General features: G+C 73.4%; 14 protein-coding genes. 7 read left to right on the forward strand and 7 right to left on the reverse strand.

All coding sequences use genetic code 11. The features are described 5' to 3' along the window. Position 1: 1 nt before the first annotated feature. The 3 genes from OAW74_RS12440 to OAW74_RS12450 are packed head-to-tail and all read right to left on the reverse strand — an operon-like array spanning position 2 to position 4020. Positions 2–427, reverse strand: coding sequence for a hypothetical protein (locus OAW74_RS12440; protein ID WP_262874697.1), 426 nt, complete (start codon positions 425–427; stop codon positions 2–4). A gap of 9 nt (positions 428–436) precedes the next feature. Then, positions 437–3478: an ATP-binding cassette domain-containing protein gene (locus tag OAW74_RS12445; protein ID WP_262874698.1), complete on the reverse strand. Its 3042-nt coding sequence runs from the start codon at positions 3476–3478 to the stop codon at positions 437–439. Then, positions 3475–4020: a hypothetical protein gene (locus OAW74_RS12450; RefSeq protein ID WP_262874699.1), complete on the reverse strand. Its 546-nt coding sequence runs from the start codon at positions 4018–4020 to the stop codon at positions 3475–3477. Before OAW74_RS12450 ends, OAW74_RS12445 begins: the two co-directional genes overlap by 4 nt. A gap of 65 nt (positions 4021–4085) precedes the next feature. On the opposite strand from OAW74_RS12450, the gene OAW74_RS12455 reads away from it, so the two are divergent. Both OAW74_RS12455 and OAW74_RS12460 read left to right on the forward strand, forming a co-directional pair. Continuing rightward, the gene (locus tag OAW74_RS12455) at positions 4086–4988 is read left to right on the forward strand and encodes a 1,4-dihydroxy-2-naphthoyl-CoA synthase (RefSeq protein ID WP_262874700.1); all 903 of its coding nucleotides are present in this window, start codon (positions 4086–4088) and stop codon (positions 4986–4988) included. Position 4989: 1 nt separating this feature from the next. Beyond that, positions 4990–6141 carry an AMP-binding protein gene (locus OAW74_RS12460; protein WP_262874701.1) on the forward strand — a complete coding sequence of 384 codons (1152 nt, stop codon included), beginning with the start codon at positions 4990–4992 and terminating at the stop codon, positions 6139–6141. Between the two features lie 124 nt (positions 6142–6265). On the opposite strand, the gene OAW74_RS12465 is transcribed toward OAW74_RS12460, so the two are convergent. After that, entirely contained in the window at positions 6266–6649 is a 384-nt protein-coding gene (locus OAW74_RS12465; RefSeq protein ID WP_262874702.1) for a VOC family protein, read from the reverse strand. Between the two features lie 70 nt (positions 6650–6719). On the opposite strand from OAW74_RS12465, the gene OAW74_RS12470 reads away from it, so the two are divergent. Further along, positions 6720–7697, forward strand: a complete 978-nt coding sequence (locus OAW74_RS12470; protein WP_262874703.1) for a 1,4-dihydroxy-2-naphthoate polyprenyltransferase — start codon at positions 6720–6722, stop codon at positions 7695–7697. A gap of 12 nt (positions 7698–7709) precedes the next feature. On the opposite strand, the gene OAW74_RS12475 is transcribed toward OAW74_RS12470, so the two are convergent. Then, positions 7710–7985 carry a DUF4229 domain-containing protein gene (locus tag OAW74_RS12475; RefSeq protein WP_262874704.1) on the reverse strand — a complete coding sequence of 92 codons (276 nt, stop codon included), beginning with the start codon at positions 7983–7985 and terminating at the stop codon, positions 7710–7712. A gap of 76 nt (positions 7986–8061) precedes the next feature. Here OAW74_RS12475 and OAW74_RS12480 point away from each other — a divergent pair, with 76 nt between their 5' ends. Genes OAW74_RS12480 through OAW74_RS12490 form a run of 3 tightly spaced genes read left to right on the forward strand, consistent with a single transcriptional unit; the run spans position 8062 to position 11110 of the window. Continuing rightward, positions 8062–8415 (forward strand): PLD nuclease N-terminal domain-containing protein, encoded by a 354-nt coding sequence (locus OAW74_RS12480; RefSeq protein ID WP_262874705.1) that lies wholly within the window; start codon positions 8062–8064, stop codon positions 8413–8415. A 1-nt stretch (position 8416) separates the two neighbouring features. After that, on the forward strand, positions 8417–10207 hold the full coding sequence (gene menD, locus OAW74_RS12485; protein WP_262874706.1) for a 2-succinyl-5-enolpyruvyl-6-hydroxy-3-cyclohexene-1-carboxylic-acid synthase: 1791 nt from the start codon (positions 8417–8419) through the stop codon (positions 10205–10207). A gap of 39 nt (positions 10208–10246) precedes the next feature. Then, complete coding sequence (locus tag OAW74_RS12490) at positions 10247–11110, forward strand: polyphosphate kinase 2 family protein (protein ID WP_262874707.1); 864 nt, start codon at positions 10247–10249, stop codon at positions 11108–11110. Positions 11111–11113: 3 nt separating this feature from the next. Here the strand turns inward: OAW74_RS12490 and OAW74_RS12495 are convergent, their stop codons facing one another. Next, positions 11114–11875, reverse strand: coding sequence for a class I SAM-dependent methyltransferase (locus OAW74_RS12495; protein WP_262874708.1), 762 nt, complete (start codon positions 11873–11875; stop codon positions 11114–11116). 24 nt (positions 11876–11899) lie between these two features. Then, complete coding sequence (locus tag OAW74_RS12500) at positions 11900–13195, reverse strand: isochorismate synthase (protein WP_262874709.1); 1296 nt, start codon at positions 13193–13195, stop codon at positions 11900–11902. Positions 13196–13309: 114 nt separating this feature from the next. Here OAW74_RS12500 and OAW74_RS12505 point away from each other — a divergent pair, with 114 nt between their 5' ends. Next, positions 13310–13981 carry a class I SAM-dependent methyltransferase gene (locus tag OAW74_RS12505; RefSeq protein ID WP_378734053.1) on the forward strand — a complete coding sequence of 224 codons (672 nt, stop codon included), beginning with the start codon at positions 13310–13312 and terminating at the stop codon, positions 13979–13981. The last annotated feature ends 20 nt before the right edge of the window (positions 13982–14001 follow it).

A 14001-nucleotide genomic window follows, 5' to 3' on the forward strand; every position in this document is an offset into this window, starting at 1 on the left:
CTCAGGGCGACCAGCGCACCGCGGTGTCGCAGAAGACGGTCCCCGTGGCGGCGCGATCCTGCGCGCACGCGCCGTCGACGAGATCCCGGTCGCCGACGGATTCGGTGAGCACGACGTCGACGTCGACGACGTCGTTGCCCTGGCAGTCCGCCGCCTGGTCGCCGTTGGGCGCGGCATCCACCCGGATGACGATGCGGTCGGGTTCATAGGCGATCACGGGCTCGAGCAGCTCACCGGTGACGCCGCTCGCGCATTCCAGGCGGCTCGCGCCGATCGTCAGCGAGGTGCTCGCCGAGGTCACCGCGGAGCGGAGCTCCCACGTGGCGGGGTCGCCCTCGGTCGTGCTGCACGCCGTGCACACCCCGACAGCCAGGATCGCGAAGAGCAGTGCGCAGGGCCGGCGGAGGTCGATGCGCGTGGCGGGCATGGCCCGACCCTACGGCCGATGCGACGCGGTCGCCAGGACTGTGTGGTCCGGTTCCACGGCGGATGCCGGCGCCACCGGCTTCGCCCGGCGCAGCGCCGCGAGCACGGGGCGGCCGACCACGATGAGGCCGATGACCGTCGTGACGGCGCGAAGGGTGTCCCAGGTGAGCGTGGAGGTCACGAGGGAGTAGACGAGGAAGTTCGCGAGGTTCTCGCCGACAGATCCGCCGGGGACGTAGGAGATGCTCGTGTCGGCGCCCACCGCGAACGGCCAGAACCACATGTTCATGATGAGGCCGAACGCGTACGAGCCGACCACGCCGTAGGCGCACAGCATCCCGATCTCCGCCCAGCCCCGCACGCGTCGGGGGAGCAGTCCCGCACCGGCGCCGATCCAGCCGCACGCGAACATCTGGAACGGCAGCCACGGACCGACTCCGCCCCAGACGACCGCCGACAGCAGGATGGATGCCGCACCCACCAGCAGCCCGAAGCGCGGGCCGTAGGCACGGCCGGCCAGGATCAGCAGCACGAACAGCGCCTCGACCCCGCCGACGCCGGTGCCGACGATGCGGATGGCCGCGCCGATCGCGGCCAGCACGGCCAGAAGGGCGAGGGTGTGCGCCGAGCGCACCGAGCCGTCGAGAAGGGCGAGCACCAGCACGACGGCCACGGGTGCGAGCGCGAGGGCGATGTAGGGCACGGCGGCGTGCGCCTGCGCCGGAACCGCGATCGCGACGAGGGGCCACAGGAAGGCGGTGGCTGCCGCGAGGTTCGCCGCGACGAGGGCGAGGGTGCGCCAGGAGGGGCGTGCGGGTCGCGACGTTTCGTCTCGCTGCGCTCGGGAGGCGTCCGGACGTGGCGACGTCTCGTCTCGCTGCGCTCGCTCAACGCCCGGGGGTTGCGTTTCGTCTCGCTGCGCTCGGGAGGTGCCCGACTTGTGCTCCCCGGGCGTTGAGCGAGGAGCGAAGCGACGAGACGAAACGTGCTGTGCCTGCTCCACGACCCCGCCCTCGATCGGCAGCACGCGATCCGCGAGAGCCGCGGCGAGTTCCGCTTCGTGCGTGGCGAGCACGACGGCGGTCCCCGCATCCGCCTGCGCGACGATCGACCCCGCGACCAGGTCGCGCGCGGCCGCGTCGAGCCCGCGCGTCGGCTCGTCGATCAGCAGCACGCGGGGCAGGTGCGCCGTCTGCAGCGCGATCGCGAGGCACCGACGCTCGCCGACCGAGAGATCGCGCGGATGCTGTGCGAGCCGCCGCGCGAACCCGGCGCCGTGCGGGTCGAGGCCGAGCAGGGCTGCGAAGCGCTCCGCAGTGTCGGGCACCGAGGCGCCTCCCGCAAGCGCGCCTCGACGGGCACCTCTACCGCTGCCGGTGCCGCGGGGTGCGACCCGGTGGGCGCTGCGGGCGGCGCGATCGGCGTGCCGGCACTCGGCGGCGACCGTGTCGCGCACGAACAGGTCGTCGGAGGCATCGGGCACGAGCGCGATCGCCCGATCACGCCAGTCTGCGCGCCGGCCGCCGACCTGCACGGCGTCATCGCTGTCGGCGAGGGCGATCGCGGCCAGCAGGCTCGACTTGCCGGCGCCGTTGGGCCCGGTCAGGGCGACGATCTGGCCGGCGTTCACCGCCAGCGCGGCATCCGCGACCGCGACGGTGTCGCCGTGGCGCACCGTGAGGCCGCGCACCTCGAGCACCGCCCGGGCCGTCGCGGCCGCCGAGGCGGCCGCAGTCTCGCCCTCGGCGCGTCCATTACTCCTCCTGGTCGATGCCGCGGAGGGCCATTCGGTCCGGATCGGGCCGCTCGCCCCGGTCTCAGGAGGAGTTGTGTCCGCCCCGAGCTCTGAGACCGAGTCCGCACGCACCACCCCTTCCGAAATGAGCAGCACCTCGTCGGCGATCCCGGCGAGCGCCGCCGTGCGGTGCTCGGCCACCACGACGCACATGCCGGCCTCGTGCGCGAGGGCGTCGAGCAGCGCCACGATACGGGCGCGGGCGGCGATGTCGAGGTCGGCCAGCGGCTCGTCGACCAGCAGCAGGATCGGCTGCTCCACGATCGCCGCCGCGATTGCGACGAGAGTCGCCTGACCCGCCGACAGCCCCCGAACGGGCCTGTCGAGCAGCTCGACGATCCCGACCCGCTCGGCGACCTCGGCCACGCGCGCCTCGGCGATCACCGGCGCGACTCCTCGCAGCTCCAGCGCGAGCCCGACCTCGTCGCGCACCCGCTCCGTCGCGAACGCGTCGCGCGGATGCTGCAGCACGACCCCGACCGTGCGCGACGTGTCGCGGGGCGGCACCGTCTGGCGGTCGAGCCCGACCACCCGCATCCGTCCGGTCAGCCACCCGCCGTCCACTTGCGAGTGCAGCCCCGCGAGGGCGCGCAGCAGCGTCGACTTGCCCGAGCCGGTGGGGCCGGCCAGCAGCACCAGGCGGCCGGTGCCGAGCGACACGTCGTCGACCGCCACGGTCGGTGACGCGGCGAACCCCGCCGACACCCCCCGCAGCTCCACGGGGTGGTCGCAGTCGCCCTCGCGCGCGCTGCCGGCGTAGCCGCGCAGCTCGAGGGCCGCGGCCACCGCGGTCGCGCGCTCGAGCGTGCGCTCCAGCACCGGCGCGAGCACGCGCACCCCGCCCCGCTCGCCGCGCAGCCGCCGCGCGAAGCGTGCCGAGCGCACGGCGTCGGCGAGAGCGGGCAGGGTCGCCCAGGCGATCGACAGCATCCGCGCGACGCCGCGCAGCGGCCCCCGCCGCGCGCCGCGCGCGATGAGCCGCGGCACGTCGACCAGCGCGTTGAGCACCCCGAACGCGAGGATCGTCGCGGCGATCGGCACGGCGCTGACCGCCGCCGTCCACACGCCGTCCAGCGTCGCGGGCCCGAGCAGCTCGACATGCGCGAACGGTGCGGGCAGGCGCAGCACCGGCATCGGCAGCAGCACGAGTCCGCCGCCGTCGGCTCCGTGGAACAGCACCCGGTAGACGACCCGCACGACGATGAAGCCCGCCGCCAGCGCGGCGGCGGGCTTCAGTGCCGAGGGGCGCAGGCTCATGACGCGGGGGCTGCGGGCTCCCCGTCGAGGGTGAACAGCAGCTCGAGGCTGTCGCCGGGCTCGACCTGCAGCGTCGACAGGCCCTCTTCGGCATAGCCCCACTCGCCGCCCGCGGGCTTGACCCACAGCGACCAGTAGGCGAAGGCGGCCGGCATCGAGGCGCACTCCTCGACATAGGCGGGATCTTCCGTCGAGCCCACCGGCTCGGTCGCCGACGGCAGGCCGTTCACGCGGCAGACCACCTGGTCGCCGTACTCGTCGGTGCCCTCGGTCTCGACGCCGGTCGCGGCAAGCACGTCGGCGGCGGCGATCGTCGCCTCGGCGGGCACGCAGTACTGGGCGTCCGCTCCGCCGGCCAGAGCCGACGAATCGACGACGAAGGTCACGCCCTCGTCGCCCGCGCAGGGGGCGCTGGTCGGAGCGGCGGTCTCTTCGGCGGCGCTGCTGCCCGGCTGGGCCGTCGTGGTCGAAGAGCACGCGGCGAGACTGAGGGCGAGCGCCGCGGCGGCGGCGAGGGCGAGGATGCGGGGCGTCGAAGTCACCGATCCAGCGTAGGGCGCCGCATCCACCGCCGTCGCCTCGATGACGGCGCGCGTAGGCTGGGGCGGTGAGCGTATCCGAGCTGTTCGACCCGTCCGAATGGGTGCTCGCGCCCGGCGCCGAGGCCTTCACCGACATCACGGCGCACGTCTCGCCCGATGGGCGCATCGCCCGCATCGCGTTCGACCGCCCCGAGGTGCGCAACGCCTTCCGCCCGCACACCGTCGACGAGCTGTATCGGGCGCTCGATGCCGCCAGGCAGGACACGAGGATCGGCGTCGTGCTGCTCACCGGCAACGGTCCGAGCCCGAAAGACGGCGGCTGGGCGTTCTGCTCGGGCGGCGACCAGCGCATCCGCGGGCGCGACGGCTACAAGTACAGCGACGACGAGGCATCCGTCGCCGATCCCGGCCGGGCGGGGCGCCTGCACATCCTCGAGGTGCAGCGACTCATCCGCTTCATGCCCAAGGTCGTCATCGCCGTGATCCCCGGGTGGGCGGCAGGGGGCGGGCACTCGCTGCACGTCGTGTGCGACCTATCGATCGCGAGCGCCGAGCACGGCCGGTTCAAGCAGACCGACGCGGATGTCGGCTCGTTCGACGCCGGCTACGGCTCGGCCTACATGGCGCGCCAGGTCGGGCAGAAGTTCGCACGCGAGGTCTTCTTCCTCGCCGAGGAGTATTCCGCCCAGCGCGCCTACGAGATGGGCGCCGTCAACCGCGTCGTGCCGCACGCCGACCTCGAGCGCGAGGCGATCGCGATGGCGCGCACGATCCTGACGAAGTCGCCCACGGCGATCCGCATGCTGAAGTTCGCCTTCAACGCCGTCGACGACGGCCTGGTGGGCCAGCAGGTGTTCGCCGGCGAGGCCACCCGCCTCGCGTACGGAACCGATGAGGCCGTCGAGGGGCGCGATGCGTTCCTCCAGAAGCGGGAGCCGGACTGGTCGGCGTCGCCCTGGCTGTACTGACATGAAGCTCGAGCCCCTCATCGGCGACGACCCGCGCGACGTGCTGCGGGGTCTGCGCGGCGCGCTGCACGGCGCCGGCCCTGCGCTGGCGCTGGGGGCTGCGGGGGAGCCGCCCGCCGCGGAGGTCGCCGGCGGCACGGCGGTGGTCGTCACCACGAGCGGCTCCACCGGCATCCCCAAGAGCGTCGTGCTCAGCCGCGACGCGCTCACCTCCAGCGCCATGGCGACGGCTGCCCGCATCGGCGACGGGGCGTGGCTGCTGGCGCTGCCGGCGACCTACGTCGCGGGACTGCAGGTGCTCGTGCGCTCGCTCGTCGCCGGCCGCGAGCCCTCGATCCTCGCCGGTTCGTTCTCGCCGGCCGCCTTCGCGGCGGCGGCGAACGGCATGGCCTCGAGCGTCGGCGGTCAGCGGGTGCCCGCCTACACCTCGCTCGTGCCCGCGCAGCTGGTGAAGCTGCTCGATGCGGCCGATCACGACGCCGACGTGCGCCGCGCGCTCACCTCGTTCGCGGCGATCCTCGTCGGCGGGCAGGCGCTGCCGCCCGCCGTGCGCGAGCGTGCCGACGCGGCGGGCGTGCGCATCGTGCGCACCTACGGCTCGACCGAGACCAGCGGCGGCTGCGTCTACGACGGCCGCCCGCTCGACACCGTGCGCATGCGTGTCGTCGACGGCGAGCTGCAGATCGGCGGCCCGACCCTGGCCGACGGCTACCTCGGCGACGCCGAGCTCACCGACCGCGTCTTCGTGCGCGACGAGGGGCGCTGGTACCGCACCGGCGACGCGGCGCTCATCGACGACGGGATGCTGCGCATCCACGGCCGCATCGACAACGTCATCGTCTCGGGGGGCATCAACATCTCGCTCGACCGCGTCGAGCAGGCGGTGCGCGCGATCCCGGGCCTCGCCCAGGCCGTCGTCGTCGGGGTCGATGATCCGACCTGGGGGGAGGCCTCGGTCGTCGTCGCGCCGCGCGGCGAGGCGCTGCGCCGCAGCGAGGCCGAGCAGCTCGACCACGCCCGCGCCGCCGTCTCGCAGGCCGTCGGTCCGCACGCGCGCCCGTCGCGGCTCGTGCTCGTCGACGAGCTGCCGGTGCTGCCCAGTGGCAAGCCCGACCGTGAGGCGATCCGCCGCGCGGTCGCCGCACTGCACTGACCCACAGCATCCGCCCCGCCCTCTCCCGCAGCATCCGCCCCTCCCTCTCCCGCAACTTGGCACCTGCTGTCGCTCAGCGGCGCCCGCATGCGGCGACAGCCGCCAAGTTGCGGAGGAGAGAAGGTCAGGCGGCGGTGTCGGCGGCGGTGTCGACGACGCAGAAGCGGTTGCCCTCGGTGTCTTCGAGCACGACCCAGTCGGCATCCTCCGGATAGCCGTGCCAGTCCACTTCGCGCGCCCCCAGCGCGAGCAGTCGAGTGACCTCCGCCGCCTGATCGTCGGCATAGAGATCGAGATGGATGCGGGGAGGATAGGCCTGCGGATACCCCGTCACCGAGAGGGCCACGCTCGCCCCAGGCGCATCCCAGTGCTCCTTGTAGGGCGGGTCGAGGATCACCCAGTCCCCGCTCGGCTCGCCGCGGTTCACGTAGCCCAGCGCCGCGCGCCAGAACTCGCCGGCCCGCGCGATGTCTTCGACCGTCAGCACGATGGTTCCGATGCTCAGCATCCCCCCATTGTCGAGGGCGACGCGCGCCGGGAACACCCCCTCATCGGCGGGCCGACTAGGATCGCCAGTCGTGGCGACGCAGAGCAAGAAGCGCAAGAACCCGGCCCCCCGCAAGGCCTCCACCGGCGGCAATCCCGCGCGGCCCAAGCAGCACGGCGACCCCCGTCACGTGCAGAAGGCGACGCTCGGCGACTGGATCGGCGCCGCGCGGCTGCGCACGCTGCCGCTGGCGGTCACCCCCGTCGTCATCGGCACGGGCGCCGCGCACGTGGTCGATGTGAGCTTCCACTGGGTCATCGCGCTGTGCTGCCTCATCGTGGCCGTGGCGCTGCAGATCGGCGTCAACTACGCCAACGACTACAGCGACGGCATCCGCGGCACCGACGACCACCGCGTGGGTCCCGCGCGCCTCACCGCGAGCCGCAAGGCGAAGCCTCGCACGGTGCTCACGGTCGCCCTCGTCTTCTTCGCGCTCGCCGCAGTGACGGGGCTCGCGATCGTCATCCGCACGGGGCAGTGGTGGATGCTGCTGGTCGGGGCTGCGAGCATCGTCGCCGCCTGGTTCTACACGGGCGGCAAGCGCCCCTACGGCTACGCGGGTCTGGGAGAGGTCTTCGTCTTCGTCTTCTTCGGACTCGTGGCGACCCTCGGCACGACCTGGGTGCAGGCCTTCGCGCTGCCGCAGGAGGCGTGGCTCGGCGCCGTCGCGGCGGGCCTGTTCGCCTGCGCCGTGCTGCTGGCCAACAACCTGCGCGACATCGAGCAGGACAGAGCGGCCGGCAAGCGCACGCTGTCGGTGCTGATCGGCCGCCGCGCCACCCAGGTGCTGTTCACCGTGTTCGTCCTGGTGCCGTTCGCGATCGGCGTGATGCTGGCGCTGTTCTACCCGATCGCCTGGCTCACGCTGCTGGCGCTGCTGGGCGCACTGCCGGCGATCCTCATCGTCTGGACCTACCGCCAGCCGCGCGAGCTCGTCGTCGCGCTCGGCGTGACCTCGCTCACGTCGTTGGCCTACGGCCTGCTGCTGGCCTGGGCGTACTTCGGCTGAGCCGCGGCGCGCTCAGCGCTCGGCGGCATCGGATGCCGCATCCTCCACGTCCTCATCGGTCGGGGCCGCGTCGCGGCGGCTCGCGCGGCGCTCGGCGAGTCCGGCGCTGACCTCGCTCCGAGGGCGGCCCAGGAACAGCACCGACAGGCTCAGCCCGATGAGGGCGGCGAAGATCGCGGCGAGCCAGTAGTACTCGCGCAGGATCGGGAAGAGCATCATGATGCCGAACGGCACGAGAAAGGCGGCGAGCCGCAGCACGGTGTAGACGACAGCGGAGCGGACCTTCACCCCACCAGTCTAAATCGGCACCGAGCCGTGACCTGCGGGCGAGCCGCCGGTGCGACGCGCGCCTAGGATGGGACACGTGCCACGGGTACTGCTGATCCTCGCCCTGGTGGCGACCGCGTTCTGGGTCTACACCGTCGTCGACTGCGCGGTGCAGCCCCCGACCCGCCACCGCGGTGTGAGCAAGCCGGTGTGGATCCTCATCGTCGTGCTGCTGCCGGTGCTCGGCGGCATCCTCTGGTTCGCCGTCGGCCGCGCACGCGCCTCGTCGCTGCGGGTGGGGCTGGCTCCCGACGACGACCCCGAATTCCTCGGCAGCATCCGCGCGAAGGCCGATCAGGACGAGCGCATCCGCAAGCTCGAAGAGGAGCTGGCGCGCCTCGACGCGGAAGACGACGACGACCCTCGGCCCTCGAGCGGGACGGCCGGCTGACGTGCCTGCCGCGTCACCGGCGACGGATGCCGCCGCGGCCCTGCTGTGCGGTCTCGTCGCGCAGGGTGTGCGTCACGTCGTGCTGAGCCCCGGCTCGCGGTCGCAGGCGCTCGCCCTGGTCGCTGCCGAACTCGAGCGCCGTGGCGAGATCTCGCTGCACGTGCGCATCGATGAGCGCGTCGCCGGTTTCACGGCACTCGGCATCGGCCGCGAGAGCGGCATGCCGGCGGTCGTCGTCTGCACGTCGGGCACGGCGGCGGCCAACCTGCTGCCCGCCGCCCTCGAAGCGCACCATGCGGGCGTGCCGCTGCTGCTGTTGACGGCCGACCGGCCTCCCGAGCTGCGCGGCGTCGGTGCCAACCAGACGACGCGTCAGCCGGGCATGTTCGCCCCCACCGTGCGGTTCGAAGCCGACCTTCCCGTCCCAGAGACCGTCGACCAGGGCGGCGACAGCGAGCAGTCCGCGATGCTGCGCGAGGTCGCCGAGCAGGCGCTGAGCGCGGCGCTCGGCGCCGGCACCCGGTCGCCGGGCCCCGTGCACCTGAACCTGCCGTTCCGCGAGCCGCTGGCGGGCCCCCTGCCGCAGTGGCTGGGCGCTCCTGCGCCGGAGGCACCGGCATCCGTCGATCTCGACGCGGCGCCCGAAGAGCCCGTGCCCGACGACGAGTCGTTCGGCGCGCTCTACCAGGGCGGCGGCGGCATCGGCGAGTCGGACGTGCCGATCGACACGGCCGATGAGCCGTTCGTGCTCACCCGCGGGCCGCGCACCGTCGTTATCGCCGGCGCCGATGCGGGTGCGGATGCCGAAGAGCTGGCGCACCTGGGCGGCTGGCCGCTCGTCGCCGAGATCGTCAGCGGCGCGCGCTACGGCCGCAACCTCGTGCACGGCTATCGCGAACTGCTGCGCGACGCCGACCTCGGTGGACGTGTGGAGCGGGCGGTCGTGCTCGGGCACCCCACCCTCAGCCGCGAAGTCGTGGCGCTGCTCTCACGCGCCGACGTCGACGTCTACGCCGTCCGCGGTCCTGGCGAGCCCCTCAACCTCAACGGGGCCACCACGCCCGTCGACCTCGTCGCGGTCGCCGTCGGAGAGACCGACCGGGAGTGGGTGGGCGCATGGCTGCGGGCCTCGCAGGCGGCGGCCGTCGATCTCGCGCCTCCCGCGCCGGATGCTGCCGGCCTCTCGTCGGCCGTTCCGGGCGAGCGTCTGCCGGCCATCGCCGCCGAGCTCGCCGTGTTCCGTGCGCCCCTGGACCGCACGACGCTCGTCGACGCGGTGTGGCGGGCGACGTGGCCGCACGACCGTCTCGTGTTCGGATCCTCGCGCCTCGTGCGCGTGGCCGACGCGGTGCTGGGCGGCAAGAAGGTGCCCGTGCACGCCAACCGGGGTCTCGCCGGCATCGACGGCACGATCGCGACCGCGATCGGGGTGGCCCTGGCCAGCCAGCGCGACGGCGCGCCAGGGCTCACCCGCGTGCTCGTGGGCGACCTGACCTTCTTGCACGACGTCGGGGCGCTGCTGCGCACGCCGGGCGAACGCGAGCCGCGCGTGCAGGTGATCGTCGGCAACGACGGCGGCGGCACGATCTTCGACGGGCTCGAGGTCTCGTCGGTCGCCGACGCCGCGGCGATGGAGCGCGTGCTCTACACGCCGCAGACGGCCAGGATCGCCCAGCTCGCCGAGGCGTACGGCTGGGAGCACCATCGCGTGACGACGCGCGCCGCTCTCGATCAGGCCCTGACGGCGCCCGTCGGCGGCCGGCAGATCATCGAGGTGCCGCTGGACCGCTGAGCCCGTGACAGCGGGGCCGCCGGAGGGAACAATGGCGGAATGACCGCGAAGAGCCAGCAGAACTGGGACGCCGACCCCGCCGAGACCCTGCGCGTGGGGGAGGGATTCTCTCTCGCCGCCGTCGACCCCGACTCCAAGCCCGGCTACGAGGGCGACAAGAAGGACGGCGCGGAAGACCTGGCCGCCGGCGTCGCCGAGCTCGACGAGCTGCAGGAGAAGCTCTTCGCCGCGAGCCGGGTCGATGCCACCGACGCCTCGGTGCTGCTGGTGCTGCAGGCGATGGACTCGGCGGGCAAGGGCGGCATCGTGCGCCACGTGATCGGCGCCGTCGATCCGCAGGGCGTCTCGCTCACGGCGTTCAAGAAGCCCACGGCCGAGGAGCTCGCACACGACTTCCTCTGGCGGGTCGAGCGGCGCCTGCCCGAGCCGGGGTTCATCGGGGTCTTCGACCGCTCGCACTACGAGGACGTGCTGATCGGCCGGGTGCGCGAGCTCGCGCCGGCGGACGAGATCGAGCGGCGCTACGGCGCGATCAACGACTTCGAGAAGCGCCTCGTCGACGGCGGCACGCGCGTGGTCAAGGTCATGCTGCACATCTCGCCCGACGAGCAGAAGGAGCGGCTCATGGAGCGGCTCGACCGCCCAGACAAGCACTGGAAGTACAACCCCGGCGACGTCGACGAGCGCGAGCTGTGGCCCGCCTACATGCAGGCCTACCAGACGGTCTTCGAGCGCACCTCGACAGAGCACGCGCCTTGGCACGTCGTTCCGGCGAACGCCAAGTGGTACGCGCGGCTGGCGGTGCAGGCCCTGCTGCTGCAGGCGCTCGAAGACATCGACCCGCAGTGGCCGGCGGCGACCTTCGACGTCGAGGCCGAGAAGGCACGGCTCGCCGCGAGCTGACGCCTACGCCGGGCGCAGACCGCGGGCGGCCCACGCGGTCGCCGTCACGCTGAAGTGCCCGTCGGGCACGAGCGGCCGGGCGGCGGCCCGCACGCGCTCGCGGTCGGCGGGCGAGAGCGCCGCGAGCTGGCGCCCGGCCGGGGCGACGCCGAGCGTGTACGGCTCCCACCAGTCGTCGAAGCCCGCGATCGGCACCTGGACGCTCAGCTCGGCTTCGGTCACCTCGCCACAGCCGGCCTTCTCCAGCAGCGCGCGCAGATCGCCGCGGTGGGCGCCCACCCGGTGTGACTCGTCTTCGACGTCGTCGACCACGTCGGCCAGCGCCGAGAAGAACAGACTCTGCGGCGCGCGGCCGCCCGCGAAGTCCCAGACGCACGCGGCGACCACGCCGCCGGGGCGGGTGACCCGCAGCATCTCGCGGGCGCCGGCATCGGCATCCGCCATGAAGTGCACCACGAGCTGCGCCAGCGTCGCCGAGAAGACGGCATCGGCGAAGGGCAGTGCCTCGGCGGAGGCGCGGCGGATGTCGGCCAGGGGGAAGCGGGCGGATGCTGCTGCCGCGAAGCTCTCGGAGGGATCGACGCCCGACAGCTGCTCCTCGCCTGCCCGCCGGGCGAGCACAGCGGTGAGGGCACCGGGACCGCAGCCGACGTCGAGGAGGGCACCCGGCGGGGGAGCGGCGAACGCGGCGAAGCGCTCGGCCAGCGGCACCGAGAAGCGCCCCATGAACCGGTCGTACGACTGTGCCGCGACCTCGAACGACATGGCGCGGAGTCTACGCCCGCGGCCTTACGCGAGCGCGTCGACGATGGGACGGAACTTCACCCGCGTCTCGAGCAGCTCGGTCTCGGGGTCGCTGCCGGCCACGATCCCGGCGCCGGCGTGGGCGACCACAGGGATCGTGTCGCTGAACGCCGCATAGCGGTGCGCGGGGGCCGCGCCGATCTGCGCACACCGCAGCGCGATCGCCCACTCGCCGTTGCCCGCCGCGTCGATCCACCCGACCGGTCCCGCGTAGCGGCCGCGGTCGAAGGGCTCGAGCCGCCGGATGAGATCCAGCGCCACGGGCGTGGGCGTGCCGGCCACCGCGGCGGTCGGGTGCAGCGCGGCCACGAGGTCGAGCGCCGACGCGTGGTCGGCGAGCTCGCCCGCGACGTCGGTGGCGAGGTGCCAGAGGTTCGGCAGCTCGAGCACGAAGGGCTCGTCGTCTGCCCGCAGCCCCCGGGTGTGCGATTCGAGGGCGTCGAGCACGCTGCGCACGGCGTAGCGGTGCTCGCCGATGTCTTTGCCGCTGTGCGCGAGAGCGGCGGATGCTGCCGCATCCTCGTCGGCGTCCGCTCCGCGCGCGACGGTCCCTGCCAGCACCCGTGCCGTCACGGCACCGCCCGAGACGGTCACGAGGGTCTCCGGACTCGCGCCGATGAGGCCGTCGACGGCGAAGGTCCAGGTGTCGGGGTAGCCGTCGGCCAGGGAGCGGACGAGTCGGCGCAGATCGGCGCCGGCCGGCAGCGTGCCGACGACGTCGCGCGCGAGCACGACCTTCTCGACCTCGCCCGCCGAGATGGCCGCGAGCGCGCCGCGCACGGCATCCTCGTACCCTGCGGGGTCGAGCGAACCCGGCCCGAGGGTGGCCGACCAGTACGCCCCGAACGGAATCCGCTGCGCGGGGGGCTCGGCGAGATCGGCATAGGTCGGGCGGATGCGGGTGATCCAGGAGCGCCCCGCATGCCGGCCGACGACCGCACGGGGCACGATGAGACGACTGGTCGCGGTGGAGCGCTCGTCGAACACGAGCGTGCCGAAGGCGACGAGCCCCGTGCCGGGAAGGCCGACCGGGTCGTCGACGTGCGCTGTCGCGGCGATGCGCCGCCACGCCTCCGACGGCGAGGGGGCATCTGCCGCGTCGACGCCCGGGGGCAGGTGGATGCCGTGCTCGTAGCCGCCGACACTGCCGAGTCCGACGATCCCGTCGCCTCGGCGCAGCCAGACCAGCGGATCGCGCGGGTCGGCGTAGGCCAGCAGATCGTCGATCGGGTCGATCTCGCGCGTCTCGACGACGAGTCGAGGAGCAGGCGAGCCGGTCACTCCTCCATCGTAGACGCGGCGCCGAGACCGCCGATCGGCCCGCCTAAGCTTGGTCGGGTGAGCGCTGAACCCAACCGGGCCGACCTCGGCAAAGACCCCGCCCGCGTCAGCGGCATGTTCGACGAGGTCGCCGCGGGCTACGACCGCACCAACACGGTGCTGAGCCTGGGCAACGACAGGCTCTGGCGGGCAGCCACGACGCGCGCCGTCGCTCCGCGCCGCGGGCAGCGCATCCTCGACCTCGCCGCCGGCACCGGGGCGAGCTCCGTCGCACTCGCCGCCAGCGGTGCAGACGTGGTCGCCGCCGACTTCTCGGCGGGGATGATCGCCGAAGGCCGGCGTCGGCACGGTCGCATCCCGAACCTCACCTTCGTCGAGGCTGACGCCACGGCGCTGCCCTTCGGCGACGACGAGTTCGACGCCGTGACGATGTCGTTCGGACTGCGCAACGTCAACGAGCCGAAGAAGGCGATCGCCGAGCTGCTGCGGGTGACCAAGCCCGGCGGCAGGCTTGTCGTCTGCGAATTCTCGCAGCCGCCCTCTCGCGTCTTCAACGGCTTCTACCGCTTCTACAACGACCGCATCCTGCCCGTCGTGGCCAAGGCGGTCAGCACCAACGCCGAGGCCTACGACTACCTCAACGAGTCGATCAAGGACTGGCCCGACCAGCGCACGCTCGCCGCGTGGCTGCGCGAGGCGGGGTGGACCGACGTCGCATGGCGCAACCTGTCGTTCGGCATCGTCGCGCTGCATCGGGCCACCAAGCCGGCAGCATCCGGTCGCTGAGCCTGTCGCGGTCGCTGAGC

The organism is Microbacterium fluvii (genome assembly GCF_025515205.1).
In the GTDB taxonomy this organism is placed as follows: domain Bacteria; phylum Actinomycetota; class Actinomycetes; order Actinomycetales; family Microbacteriaceae; genus Microbacterium; species Microbacterium fluvii.

Bases quoted from the DNA above. Each gene is read 5' to 3' on its own strand.
- OAW74_RS12440 (WP_262874697.1), bottom strand. From the start codon at position 427: ATGCCCGCCACGCGCATCGACCTCCGCCGGCCCTGCGCACTGCTCTTC.
- OAW74_RS12445 (WP_262874698.1), bottom strand. From the start codon at position 3,478: ATGAGCCTGCGCCCCTCGGCACTGAAGCCCGCCGCCGCGCTGGCGGCG.
- OAW74_RS12460 (WP_262874701.1), top strand. From the start codon at position 4,990: ATGAAGCTCGAGCCCCTCATCGGCGACGACCCGCGCGACGTGCTGCGG.
- OAW74_RS12465 (WP_262874702.1), bottom strand. From the start codon at position 6,649: ATGCTGAGCATCGGAACCATCGTGCTGACGGTCGAAGACATCGCGCGG.
- OAW74_RS12490 (WP_262874707.1), top strand. From the start codon at position 10,247: ATGACCGCGAAGAGCCAGCAGAACTGGGACGCCGACCCCGCCGAGACC.
- OAW74_RS12495 (WP_262874708.1), bottom strand. From the start codon at position 11,875: ATGTCGTTCGAGGTCGCGGCACAGTCGTACGACCGGTTCATGGGGCGC.
- OAW74_RS12505 (WP_378734053.1), top strand. From the start codon at position 13,310: ATGTTCGACGAGGTCGCCGCGGGCTACGACCGCACCAACACGGTGCTG.